Raw genomic sequence first — 12410 nt, forward strand, 5'->3', positions numbered from 1 at the left:
TCTATCTTAGAACTGCTGGAGCCCCATCTCCATCACGCGCTCGTACCGTTCGTCACCAGTCACGTCGGCCATGAAGTCGGCCAAGTCCTCAAGGTCGGAGCTTTTCCACTCCTTGAGGTACTCAACGGTGTTCTGGTCGGTCTTGTAGAGGTGATAGAGGTAGTGCACCTTATCGATGTCCAGCAGATTGTCGGCATCGTCGTCGCCGTTTCCGAGGGTCTGCTGTGAGCCAGAGCCGCTGTTCAGCTTGGACTCGATGTAGTTGATGCGCTCGTCGGCAGTGACAGGCTCCTTCTTGTCTCGGGGCCCCTTCACCAGCTTCTCGTCTTCGAGGTCGCTGACGTTGAGGTTCTTTGCGAGCAGATGTTTGTTCAGCTGGTCGTAGTCCTCAAATCCACGCTGTTGGAATGCTGCGTAGGCCTGCGTGATTGAGTCGATACTCGCAGGGAGGCTGACTGTGCTTTCCAAGACTTGTTCAATAACCGAATCGACCGTATCGAGTGCCTCGTCAATACCGACTTCTTCACCGTCAGAATACACATATGGGTAGTGTTTTGAGTAGTAATACATACATTTACCACGTAGAATGACACCAAGGTCAGCTTGCGATAGGGAACTGTGACGTTTTCTTTCAGCTTCAGCAATCTCCTGAAGGTCGAAGAATAAGTCTTGTCGTAGCTCTTCGAGCGTTGTCTCATCTTCCGACTTTTCTTTATTAGCAAATATTAGTATGTCATATTCTGCATTATCTAGATTAGTTATGTGTGGGTTGTTTGACCGTTCAGATTGAACGGGATATGCAGCAGTAACTGTAAATCCACTATCGATAATGGCCTGTAGAATCACAGACCACGCTTCGTTTTCATTGTGATGATAAGTGAATACCATTTCACCATCATTTTTCAATACTCTATGACATTCCGAGAAGACATTTGATAGACTATCGATAAAGAAGTCTTCACTTTTACCCGATTTTTTATTTGCAACTATCTCTCGTGCCTTTGGTACCACTTCAGGCTCAAATTCGTCATAGTCCTCTTTGAGTGCTTGGTGCAGCCAGACGTAGAAGTAGTCAGATAGCTCGCTATATTGAACATTATCGTAATACGGCGGGTCTGTAATGACATAGTCTACACTTTGGTCAGGCTCATCAAGCCTTTCGGAGGTTTTACTTTGGAGTGAGTGTAGACGGTCTTCCGATACTGACTCATTCTGAATATATCGCTTGTCGATATCACCTGTTTTGGTGTTTTTAACTTTCTCAAATGGACGCTGACAGTACTCTTTAGCATCATATACTTTGTCGAAGTGGTTTTCGAGTGCGGTGATGTTTTGCGCTCGGTTTAGTGGGTTGCCTTCAACAGGCTGGACAACGGGAATATATGCATGTCGCTGAAATACATTGAGTGATGTCTTTCTACCAGTATTCCACTTGCAGAGCTTACCGTTTCGAGTGAGTGCAGCTGAAATCGCCGTAATCAGGAACTCCCGAATATTCTTGTCGTCTACCTCCTTGGCTCGGTCAAATAGTTTACCGAATGTGAGAAGATGCCTGTCGGTAAACAACTCTGAGAATCTCTCATAATTGTAATTCTACAAAGCCCGCGTTTTATCTCCATCGGGTATCTTCTGCGATGGGATTGGCAATTCTTCTCTTATTTCCTCAAGCTTATTTTCCGCCTGCTTAACTTTATTTAGGTCATCAGCGTCAGGTTCTTTGAATTTTTTCTCACCAGCAGGGGTTCGATAATACAAAGCAAAATACTCGAACTCTGGCTTTTGGTCGTTTCTCTGCAGCGATTCCTTTACGTCGCTCTTATGCCCATTAGAGCAAGTGAATTTCCCATATCCATATGTTCCTTCACTCGGGTCAAACTCTTCACCACAACTGCTACATGTCTCCGTCTCACCTATCTCATGGTCTAAGTACTCAATGCGGTTCTCGCAATCTTCATTCTTGCAGTAAATTACAGCTGGCGATGTCTTCTTCTTTTTACCCAGTTCATATCGAGGGAACAGTTGAACGGAATCTTCGCAAGAGAGACACTTTACTTTCTGCGTTTGGAGAGAATAGAGTATTTCACACTCTTTCCCAGTATCTGGGTCTTTTGTAGTATAGTACTCATCAAGTTCATCACGGACATCATCAAGAACCCGCTCAAATCTATCTCGGAGTTTATTCAAATCAACCTCATCAATCGATTTTTTTGCTGTCCACCAAGCAACAGGATTCAGCTCGTAACCGATTGTTTGTGCTCCCAAACGATTCAATTCGAATAAAGTAGTACCTCCACCAACGAATGGGTCAAGAACTGTTTTATCACTGAATTTTTCTTGCTGGTCTTCAAAAAATAGGCCATCGAAAGAGCCTGAACTGGTTTCTCTGAGAATATCTTCAGCCTGAACACTATCGTCGGTAAGCGTCGCTAATCCCAGTGCTCGAAAAGTCGTCCCGGGCCTCCTTGCCCACCACTTATGAATGGAATATATTGGTCTGTAGTAATTCCTATTAATCGCTTCTCGTTCTGCGAACCAATCCATCGCTGCGAGCGGTAGTTTATTCCAAGTTTCCATGGTTAGCTTCCTCCTGCGGGGTCAGTATCGATGCGAAGCACTGGAGTCATACACTCGGGCAGACTCAGCCCGCCGTGCATGATTTTCTTCGTCGCACCACGTTTCGTCCAACTGTGGTGACCACGTATCATGTAATGGCCACCTTCTCTCTTAATAACGTTCGCCTCCTCCAGCAGTTGATACGCGCTACCGTTGGCGACTTCGCAGAAGCGGCCACTGAATTTCTTCGAGACCGCTTCCTCCTGCTCGTCGCTCAGTGAGTAGGGGGAGTTCCCGAGGTGGTTGACGTAGCCGTGGTCGCTCGTTACGAGGAACTCTTCATGGACGCTTTCGTGGACAATCGTCTCCAGAAGCGACCTCACGTCCTCGTAAATGTCCTCAACCTCCTCTGTAGAGTAGTTGCCCTTCAGCGCACCTTCGAGCCGCTGGTCTGGATGTCGCGTCCAGATGTAGGCAGGGTCGCTGCTGGGGAGTTGCGGCACGTCCATGTCCCCGATGAAGCGGTAGTTTTCCTGCGAAACCGCCGACGGACTCTGCGCGTCGAACCACTCACGACAAATGAACTGCGTCTCGCTCGGAAGTCCTTCGATTGGAGCCCACGAGAGCGACACGTCCCAGTCGTGGTCGTCCGCCAACTCCTGCTCCAAGCGGAACCCCTCGCGGAGACTGAGCGCGTCCATGATGACTCCGCACCCGCTGTCCAGCTCGGTCAACGGATGCCCACCCATTTGCTCAATGAGGTCGTCGTAGAGCGACGGGTACAGGCTGGTCAGCTCATATTCGAGGCGACGGGTCTGGTATTCCGATTCAGTCAGGTTACGGTCGTTGAGTGCTTTGGTGTCGCCCCAGATACGCCGAAAACACTCGAACACGCCATCGAAGACGTTCTCTTCGTTAAGCAGGGCGTCGAATTCCGCTGCTCCATAGAGACCGTTACTCATCTTTGTCCACCTGCAGACTCACTGAAACGGAGGCATTCTCAGGAACGTTCAAGTCCCACACAAGACTCAGGAAGCCCTGCCGCGAGAATGGCTCATCTGGGTCGATATTGAATGTCTCGTCCAGCGTGACCCTCTCGTCTAACGCGTCAATGCTGAGTCCGTAGTCTTCGAGGTCGGCGGAGGTTAGCTGCCCCTCAACGGTTATTTCGGCTTCGTGGACTTCCCATTCTATTCCGATGTCACGCTCCAACTGGTCGATGAGGTCGGGCTTGTTGTCAGCGTCAATCGTCCCCATCGGTGGATGAGGTCGAATTTTCGGGCCGACATCCTCGTCAATACCAAACTCCTCCAGAAGTTCTTCAGTCGTCGCTCCCTCAACGGAGACCCTTCCTTCTTTTAAATCCGTCGCGGTGAACTCGAAGCCGCACTCACACGAGTTGTCGACCAGTTCGTCACCACACTGTGGACAATTGAATGCTGTTGTTGCTGTCGTCGTGCTCCCACCACCGTCACCACCGCCTGTCGTGGTTGTCGTACCACCCGTGGTGGTCACACCTCCGTTACCGCCGTCACCTCCATCGCCGCCCGTTGTATCGATAGTGATGGTATCGTCGTCGTCTTCTTCATCCTCCTCCTCGGTGACATACTGCTCGTGGACGAGGTTCGTATCGTTGCCGAGACTGCCGACGCTCTGTTCGAAGTAGTTCCCAACCTGAATGACACCATCACGACAGAGGGAGTCAATCGCGTCTTCGAGTTCTTCTTCGCTGGTTAGGGTGGTGTACTTCGGATTGCGGTAGATGTCGTTGCGGAGATGCTCGTACTGAATCCCGCTGCCCCCTTCGTCTTTCACGATATTTTTGACTTCTGAGCGTAGTTGGCTGGAGTCGGGCTCAACCACCGACGTGGTCGCCGCGTAGAAGTCCATATTCCCACCAGACGGCAAGTCTTGGGGGAAGAGACCACGCTCGGTCGACGTATGAACCGTCCCGTACTTGTCACGGACGCGGTCACGGAGGTTCTGGTAGTTCTGGTCGTGAATCTCATCGAAGCCTTCGGGTAGAACTTCTTCTTCCCGCTTGAGTTGCTCGCCTGCAACGACCTTTCGAGCGAGCTCGATGATGCCTGTGTTAGTGTCGACGCTCGACCGCTTCTCTGGTGTGACGAGCACGAGAGTGTTGTTGTACTCCCGTTCCTGTCCCGTGGTCAGGGCATCGAAGTCTTCGTCGTAGTTCCGTTTCGCACCGAGAGAGACAACGATTTTGAGCGTCTTGTTGTCTGGTATGTCCTGTTCGGTGTTGACTGGGTCAAGGATGTAGACGTTGTTGTGGCCCCCAAACAGGTCTTCACGGACGAGCGACTCGATGCGGTGAATCGCGTCGTGTTTGTGGATGTCCTCGGCCTTCTTTTCGATACGAGCAGCAGGGTTCTCCTCGACGTCGAAGGCGTATTCCCCGTTGATACGGTGGATGTGCCACGCGTGGCCGTAGACCTCCTCTCTGAAAGTCTGGATGAGACGGTGAGCGTTGATACCTTTCCGAATCGTCCCCATCAGCATCTGTCGCTTGTTTGCTCCTTCTTCACCCGCCCGAGCAAGACTGTGGATGAGAACGATGTTCATCAGCTCCTCGATATACTCGTCAAAGCTGCCGTCGGGTTTCTGGAGACGATTGTAGTCGTTGATGTACTTTCCAACGAGCTCATTGTCGATGTACTGGAAGCGGTCGGTGTATCCGTGGACGTCGATATCGCCCGATAAGATGAGGTCGACTTCGTGGTAGTTGTCGCGGAGAATCTCGGTTAGGAAGCGAAGAAGACCGCGTGCGTCAGAGGAGATGCGTTGCTCGGAGTATTTTTCCATCAGCAGGTCGAGGACGATAGGATGGAACGGATAGTACCGCTCGATGCGGTCTTGCATATCCTGATAGTCCTCCAGTTGTATCTGGTCGTTCTGGCGATATACGTCAGCGTACTCCTGTGCCAGAGAAGCGACACCGTCTGGGTCAGTTACGTCACCGACGAGGCGGTGGAGGATGAACTCTATTTTTTCGTCGCGGCGTGAAGAGAGGTCGTACGTGAAGGGATTCGTTCGCTGCGTGATGGCCTGTACATCCTCGTCCTCGTAGAGCAGTGAGACAAAGACGCTCAGCTGGGTGTCGTCCCGACCTGCGGCTTCGAGAAGGTTCTGGAGGAAGGCGAGGTTATCATCTCGGTACTCAGAACGACCTGCCATGCCGAACCACCGCTCGAATTCGTCGATAAGGACGAGCGTTGGCTTCCCTTCGAGCGTGTCTCGAATTTGGTGGACGGTAGGGAGGTCAGCACTCTCTGTCCATTCATCGATACCGAGATAGTCACCGACAGCCTCCGACAGTCGGTTGTACTCCTTGTCCAGATTGAACATCTGGAGGGCAGTTGCGCGTGTCTCCTCAGGGAGCGTCGCGTCGATGCCCTGCTGGTCAAGCCACGTTTGACCGAGCGAAGGGGAATTGAAGAGATGGTAGACGACGAGTTCGATGTGACTTTTCCCGCTGCCGTACTCACCGCCGACGATTTGGCCGCCCTCAGAGAAATCAGCCTCAGCGTCGAGCTTACGAGCAGTATTGCGGATTATCGTATCGAGAGTCTCTGTCGGATAGGTGATTTCGAGAATACGCTCTGCGTCCTGCTCTGGGGACTCTCGTTCATCGTAGAGGTTGTAGAGGCTAACCTCATCCAGCAACCCTGCAGGGTCGATGCTACCATCAGTAGCGCGTATTTCGTCACTGGGCTCGACGTAATCAGCAATGACACCGTCAGCCATGATTACCACCAGAACCTATCGACGTACATGAGATTGGCACGTCAAGACAGTCTGAGGCCGCGCTTATAATGGTTATCTCGGCGTTACACATTCAGATAACGCGACTCAAGACTCGGAGAGGGTGACTCTGGAAGGAGTTCACCTCCGAATGACCCAAAGCTCTTTGCTCGAAATCTACAACCTTAGATATGGACGCGAAAGAAACCATCCAGCTCATCGCCTTTGGTGGGTTCTTTCTGTTCGTAGCTCTCCCGCTGCTCGGCGGGAGTATGTGGCTGCTCAATTCGCCCTCAGCAACCACGGGAGATGCGATATCACTGCTGGAGGGTGCTGTCGTTCCTTGGTGGACTGGCTTGGCTCAGGCTGCACCGCTTCTGTTTGTCCTCATCGTTGGCATTCTGGTGTGGGCTGGTGCAGACGAAGTGCTTGGTTAGTTTCCGATTCTCACCCAGAAACAGAAATTCCCCCGTTCACAACCGCTCTAACCCTACCCTTCAGCGCATAGAATCCAAAATCCGCTTCTGAATTCCTTCGGTTATTCGGAAAACACCTAAAAATCTAGTTCAGAATATATATTCTCACATGCAAAAGAAAGAACCGAACAGACTCTTCCTTGAACGCTCAGAGGCAGGACAACTCGAACGCTACTACGACGACCCAATCAAACAAGCAGCCATCCGCTGCATGCTCCTCGGCGGCCTCCGCATCTCAGAAGTCGTTGAGATTCGGTCAGGAGACATCATTAAATCCGACAAAGGCGTTCACCGATTGCGCGTCCGCGACGGCAAAGGCAACAAGCTCAGGGAAGCTGTCGTTCCCGAGCGCGTCGGTGAACAACTTCAGACAATCAGCCGCATCCAAGACACCAACGGCCGCATCATCGATGTCACCAAACGCACTGTCCGAAACTGGACGTACGACGCTGCCAAAGCAATCGCCGACGAGACTGGAAACAGCGATTGGCGAGACCTGAAACCCCATGACCTTCGCCGCTACTACTGCTCGCATCTGGTGCGCGAAGGCTTCGCCGCCGCAGAAGTGATGGAATGGTCAGGACATTCTGATTACAGTACGTTCAGAGACCACTACTGGCTCCCCTCCGACGAAGTCGTCAGCAGCAAACTGGACGACGCAGACTTCTAAAGTATCTGTTAATTATCGGCCAATACTCCGAAAGTCTCGCCCCACTCAAAATACCTAAAATGCCAAAATAAGCCGTCTTAGGCGGTTTCAAAGGGTTTTAGAGTCTGATAGCCACAGTAACATATGCGATGGCACAAGCAAACAATCCATCCGACAACGACGCAGAGAACGCAAAACAAACCGCGATGCGAACCCTCGCAGTCCACACCTTCGCAGAACAGCTTGGAGTCAGTCCCGAATCTATCAGAACTTATCCAATGACCGTCAAGCATGACGGTGATGAGCGAAAGATGAGGGTTTCATGGGATGGAGCTGAGGATACTCCCTTCGGAATACCCGACGACTCTCTGGCCCTGTTCATGACCTCAATATACGAAAGTATGTTCTTCGCCATGTATGGAGAAGGACGGATTGGAACGCTGCTGACCAGCGAAAAAGGAGAAGAGGGCGCAGCTGCGGTGCTGCGGGAGGGACAACTTGTACGAGTCTGGTAACTACCTACCAGAATCGAAATCCCGAACGTACTCTTCCTTCGCCGCGTCCCAATCCGTTACCTCGGTACGACCGTCCTCGTAGACCACTCGCAAGCGGCTGATGTCCGAACCGAAGCGATAGCTACGCGACAAGCGCGAACAATCCAACGGCAACTCACTGACGAACAACTGATGCTCGCTAACGTACCAGCAACCCATAATCGCACTCCTTGCAGTGAGAACATCGAGGACATCGTTGTTACTGTCGGTGACCGTCCACTTGTGCAGAATGTAATCGTAATGGTCGCTCTGGTAGTGATAGACGCGACGACGACCGCCTTTCACCAGTTCGCCCTCAACCTCGCCCTGCTTGTCGTCGGAGCTGAGCGAGGGGACTCTGACGGTCGCGGCTGTGCCGAGCGCGCTGAGGAACGAGCGTCGATTCATACGACCTCAGTACTAACGACCGAGCCGTCTCTGGTCTTGACAACGACCCGATTACCGCAGTCCTTGCACAGCGTCTCAGCTCGGTCATGCCCGCGGTCGTCAACGACCACAGCGTGACTGTTCCCACACCCTACGGACGGACAAGAGACTGTTACTGATGTAGTCATTCTCTGTGCTCCTCGGGAATGAATCGCCAGATTCCCTCCTCTATTTTATAGATTTCACCCTTCTCGCGGAGCTCTTCGTACTTTCTTTGGGACATGTGCAACAGTATCTCGACTTCCTCTTCCTCCTCTTCGTCGTCTGGGCGTACGTCGATTTGCGACAACGGAGACAACGCGACGGAGGCCGCTGCAGACTCAACGAAATCCCTACGCCTCATATTCCACCTCAACGACGTTTTGCAACCGTTCCGCAGCATCGGTTAGCTCTCGGACATCGAACGCCACCGCAGTAGATTCTGGGTTGGTTTCATCGGAGCTACCGCAGACGCGACCTAACGCGAGCGCGGACAACTCAATCTGCCGAGCGAGATACACGTCCACACGCATTCCCTTCTCGTCCGCCCGCTCCTTCGCTGATTCGAGGAACGCGTCTGGCTGGGTCATCGGTCACCCCCAAGCGACAGCACGCCCTCGGGCTCGGTCGCTACGACCTGACGGTCTACTTCAACCCACTGACGCATCTGCCGCTCCATCTGCTCACTGGCGAGGCGGACGAGCTCCGACTCCTCAGCGTAGCCCGTAATCTGCACCTCGATGCGACCAGCCTGTAACTGCACCTCGTTGGGTCTCGAACGGCTCGGAGTCGACACTCCCGTACTGTCACTGTTGTCGTTGTCAGAACCCATCACCTACTCGTCGGGCCTCTTGTGTATTTAACCGAAAGAATATCTTCCAAATACCAAAGCCGCGCAATTATTATCTAAATATAATGTGTCTGATAAGAATAGATGGACAGCAGAACGCGTCAAGCAAGCAATCAACGACCACTACACGCCAGCAGACGACGAAGGCATGTACCAATGTAACCTCTGCGGCATGACCATCTACGCCGCCTACAAAGTGGACGAAGTCCCACCGCCCGCCACAGTGGAAAACGTAGTCCACCATGAGGAGACGCAATGCCCACGTCGAGACGAGACCCACGAATCCTGATTCTACCGTTCAGAGGCGAATTAGAATCCTCCTATCTGGTGTTGGAATAAATTCTCAGACTTATACCACGGCGACCCTGCAATCCAATGAACCGCATGAGGAGACAGGGCCGCGTCATTACGGATGACGAAATCAGCCCGCGGTTCGGGGTGAAAAGCAGGCCAAACCCCGAGTCATCTTGCCAATCTGACCGTGTTCTGCGGGAACGGGCACGGTGGGATTCGAACCCACGACCATCGGATTAGAAGTCCGACGCTCTATCCTGGCTGAGCTACGTGCCCCCTATCGTCTCCTGATCCCCCGTGTCTAAAAAACGCCCGCGGTTCGCGCCGTCGGCGGGCCAACAGCAGACCTAAGTCCGCGAGCGGAGTATTCGCCGGTAATGAACGTCATCGGAACCGTCGGCCTCCCCGGCAGCGGGAAGGGGGAGGCGGCGAACGTGGCCGAGGCGGCCGGCATCCCCGTCGTCGTCATGGGCGACGTGATCCGCGCCGAGTGCCGGCGCCGCGACCTCGACCCGGCGCAGCACCACGGGCGGATCGCGCAGGCGCTCCGCGAGGAGGAGGGCGACGACGCGATTGCCGCCCGGACGCTCCCGCGGATCCGGGAGGCGGCGGCCGAGAGCGACCGCGACGAGACGGTCCTGGTCGACGGGCTCCGGTCGACAGTCGAACTCGACCGCTTCCGCGAGGCGTTCGGCGACGACTTCACGCTCGTCGCGATCCGGGCGCCGTTCGAGCTCCGCGCCGAGCGGCTGGGCGAGCGCGGCCGCGACGACTCCGACGCCGACCTCTCGGCGCTGCGCGAGCGCGACGCCCGCGAGATCGACCTCGGGCTCGGCGAGACGCTCGACCGCGCCGACGTGGAGATCGACAACACCGACAGCCTCGCGGCGTTCCGCGAGCGCGTCCGCGAGGTGCTGGGCATCGACGGCGAGGCGTCCGGCCGCTCCGACGGCGGCGCCGAGGCGGCCGAGGCCGGGGGTGACGGCGCGTGATCTACAGCGTCGACGTCCGGATCGAGGCGCCGGTCCACGACACCGAGGTGACCGACCGGGTCGCGGACGCGGTCGCGAACGTCTTCCCGGACGCCGAGCCGGCCCACGAGGACGGGCGGCTCATTGCCGAGACGCACAGCCTCGACGCCTTCTCCGACGTGCTCCACGAGCAGGAGATCCTCGACACCGCCCGCCGCGTCTTCCGGCAGAACCGCACCGACGAGGGGTTCGCCTTCTCGCTGAAGAAGCAGGCGGCGCTCGAAGGCGTCGTCAACTTCGCGGTCGGCGAGCCGGACGAACTGGGCGAGATCGACGTGGAGGTGCGCGTCCGCGAGCCGGACGTGGAGTCGTTCATCGATTACGTCGCCCCCGAGACCGACGAGGGCCAGCCCGTCGACCCCGTCCGCGAGTACGGCGACCGCTTCGACCCCGAGGACGAGGCGTACTGACTCCGGAGTGGTCGAACTCGAACGGAACGCGCCTGCGGTCCGACTCAGTTACTCAGGAGCGACGACCCCGCGCCGCCGAGCGCGCCGAAGGCGGCGGGGTAGACAGCGCCGGCGAGGAGGACGGCGGTGACGACGTCCGGCGCCACGCTCCCGTCTCCGACGGCGTATCGGAACAGGAAGGCCCCGACCAGCGCGAGCGGGAGGTAGCCGGCCGCGACGAGCGCCCCGGAACGGGCGCCGTCGAGGGGGCTGTCCGCCTCGGCGACCCGGCCCGCGACGAGCCCGCCGACGAGCAGCAGGGCCGGCGGGACGACGAACAGGAACCCGGCGCCCTCGGCCTCCATCAGGAGGTTACGCGACTGCGTGCCGCCGAACAGCGCGGGGAACACGGTCTCGACGAAGTGGGCGTTGTAGAACATCCAGCCCGACACCTGCCACGCCGAGATGGGGTCGTTCCCGAACAGCTCGGCGAGGAAGTTGAGCCCCGACAGCCCCTCCTCGATCCGACCGCTCTGCGTGAGGTAGACGGACAAGTAGCCGAGGAGGTAGGCGGCGGCGCCCGCGACCGCGCCGCCGATCGCCTCTCGGGCCGTGCTCGGACTCGAACCGGTCGTCCCACCGGGCGGTGACGAAGACATGCGCCCGGTATCGTTTCGGGCGGCGTAAGTGTTTGTTGGGTCGAGACGGAGTCGAAATTTGACGGAGATACGGCCGAGCGACGCGCTCGGAGAGTTCTCCGGCCGATCAGGCGGTCGCCTCTCGCCACTCGGCCTGCGAGATGGTGTACCGGACCTCGTCGTGGACGCTGCCGTCGGCGAACGTCAGGCGGTTCCGGAGCCGCCCCTCGCGGCGGCCGCCGAGCCGGTCGACGTACTTCTCGATGGCGCGCCGCGACTGCTCGTTGTCGGGGTGGTGGCTCACGGCGACGACCTCCAGGTCGAGGTCGTCGAACGCCACCTCGACGAGCGCGGCGGCGCGCTCGCCGGAGTAGCCGCGGCCCCAGAACCGCTTGCGGAGCCACGTGCCGAGGTTCGCCGTCCGCGTCTCCCAGTCGACGCCGAAGCCGCCGAAGCCGGCTATCTCGCCGGCGCCGTCCTCGCCCTCCCGGGGGCGGATCACGTAGCTCGCGGCCTCGCCGTCCTCGAACCGCTCGCGGCCGCGTTCGAGGAACTCCAGCGTCTCCCGCTTCGTCTCGTGGGGGTCCCACGTGACGTACTTGGTCACCTCGTCGATGCCGGGGTCCGACGAACAGATCCGGTAGCACTCGTCGAGGTCGACCGCCTCGGGGCGCCGCGCCTCCAAGCGGAGTCGGTCCGTCTCGATTACCTCGGGGAACATGTCAGACGACTCGTCGCCGTCCGAATAAATCCTGTCGGGGGCGCGAGAGGGCGTGTCACACCTATCGGTCCGGCGACGCCCCCACGAC

The 12410-nt window shown here is 56.3% G+C and carries 14 protein-coding genes and 1 tRNA gene; 5 read left to right on the forward strand and 10 right to left on the reverse strand.

All coding sequences use genetic code 11. From position 1 onward, the window contains the following. Positions 1 to 6: 6 nt before the first annotated feature. The 4 genes from DVK05_RS13260 to DVK05_RS13275 are packed head-to-tail and all read right to left on the reverse strand — an operon-like array spanning position 7 to position 6318. On the reverse strand, positions 7 to 1566 hold the full coding sequence (locus DVK05_RS13260) for a DNA methyltransferase (protein ID WP_121564020.1): 1560 nt from the start codon (positions 1564 to 1566) through the stop codon (positions 7 to 9). Positions 1567 to 1593: 27 nt separating this feature from the next. After that, positions 1594 to 2574 (reverse strand): DUF1156 domain-containing protein, encoded by a 981-nt coding sequence (locus DVK05_RS13265; protein WP_121564022.1) that lies wholly within the window; start codon positions 2572 to 2574, stop codon positions 1594 to 1596. Between the two features lie 2 nt (positions 2575 to 2576). After that, positions 2577 to 3515, reverse strand: a complete 939-nt coding sequence (locus tag DVK05_RS13270) for a hypothetical protein (RefSeq protein ID WP_121564024.1) — start codon at positions 3513 to 3515, stop codon at positions 2577 to 2579. Then, positions 3508 to 6318: a DUF499 domain-containing protein gene (locus DVK05_RS13275; protein WP_121564026.1), complete on the reverse strand. Its 2811-nt coding sequence runs from the start codon at positions 6316 to 6318 to the stop codon at positions 3508 to 3510. The genes DVK05_RS13270 and DVK05_RS13275 overlap by 8 nt, the downstream gene beginning before the upstream one ends. Positions 6319 to 6506: 188 nt before the next feature. Here DVK05_RS13275 and DVK05_RS13280 point away from each other — a divergent pair, with 188 nt between their 5' ends. The 3 genes from DVK05_RS13280 to DVK05_RS16960 all read left to right on the forward strand — a co-directional run bounded on the left by DVK05_RS13280 (position 6507) and on the right by DVK05_RS16960 (position 7955). Next, a complete protein-coding gene (locus DVK05_RS13280) occupies positions 6507 to 6752 on the forward strand; it encodes a hypothetical protein (RefSeq protein ID WP_121564028.1) in 246 nt (81 codons plus the stop codon). A 148-nt stretch (positions 6753 to 6900) separates the two neighbouring features. Next, positions 6901 to 7461, forward strand: coding sequence for a site-specific integrase (locus tag DVK05_RS13285; protein ID WP_121564030.1), 561 nt, complete (start codon positions 6901 to 6903; stop codon positions 7459 to 7461). A 128-nt stretch (positions 7462 to 7589) separates the two neighbouring features. Next, on the forward strand, positions 7590 to 7955 hold the full coding sequence (locus DVK05_RS16960; protein ID WP_147437788.1) for a hypothetical protein: 366 nt from the start codon (positions 7590 to 7592) through the stop codon (positions 7953 to 7955). Here the strand turns inward: DVK05_RS16960 and DVK05_RS13290 are convergent, their stop codons facing one another. From DVK05_RS13290 to DVK05_RS13305, 4 genes are all read right to left on the reverse strand, one after another. Then, a complete protein-coding gene (locus tag DVK05_RS13290) occupies positions 7956 to 8381 on the reverse strand; it encodes a hypothetical protein (RefSeq protein WP_121564032.1) in 426 nt (141 codons plus the stop codon). A 163-nt stretch (positions 8382 to 8544) separates the two neighbouring features. Beyond that, complete coding sequence (locus DVK05_RS13295; RefSeq protein WP_121564034.1) at positions 8545 to 8763, reverse strand: hypothetical protein; 219 nt, start codon at positions 8761 to 8763, stop codon at positions 8545 to 8547. Continuing rightward, complete coding sequence (locus DVK05_RS16965) at positions 8753 to 8989, reverse strand: hypothetical protein (protein WP_147437790.1); 237 nt, start codon at positions 8987 to 8989, stop codon at positions 8753 to 8755. The genes DVK05_RS13295 and DVK05_RS16965 overlap by 11 nt, the downstream gene beginning before the upstream one ends. A 755-nt stretch (positions 8990 to 9744) precedes the next feature. Beyond that, positions 9745 to 9819, reverse strand: a tRNA-Arg gene (locus tag DVK05_RS13305). A 101-nt stretch (positions 9820 to 9920) separates the two neighbouring features. On the opposite strand from DVK05_RS13305, the gene DVK05_RS13310 reads away from it, so the two are divergent. Further along, on the forward strand, positions 9921 to 10535 hold the full coding sequence (locus DVK05_RS13310) for an AAA family ATPase (protein ID WP_121564038.1): 615 nt from the start codon (positions 9921 to 9923) through the stop codon (positions 10533 to 10535). Further along, positions 10532 to 10984: an RNA-binding domain-containing protein gene (locus tag DVK05_RS13315; protein ID WP_121564040.1), complete on the forward strand. Its 453-nt coding sequence runs from the start codon at positions 10532 to 10534 to the stop codon at positions 10982 to 10984. The genes DVK05_RS13310 and DVK05_RS13315 overlap by 4 nt, the downstream gene beginning before the upstream one ends. Before the next feature lie 44 nt (positions 10985 to 11028). Here DVK05_RS13315 and DVK05_RS13320 read toward each other — a convergent pair whose 3' ends face one another. After that, positions 11029 to 11622: a transporter gene (locus DVK05_RS13320; protein ID WP_121564042.1), complete on the reverse strand. Its 594-nt coding sequence runs from the start codon at positions 11620 to 11622 to the stop codon at positions 11029 to 11031. A 106-nt stretch (positions 11623 to 11728) separates the two neighbouring features. Next, positions 11729 to 12322: a GNAT family N-acetyltransferase gene (locus DVK05_RS13325; RefSeq protein WP_121564044.1), complete on the reverse strand. Its 594-nt coding sequence runs from the start codon at positions 12320 to 12322 to the stop codon at positions 11729 to 11731. Positions 12323 to 12410: the final 88 nt, after the last annotated feature.

This window comes from Halorubrum sp. Atlit-8R, assembly GCF_003666025.1.
Lineage (GTDB): Archaea > Halobacteriota > Halobacteria > Halobacteriales > Haloferacaceae > Halorubrum > Halorubrum salinarum.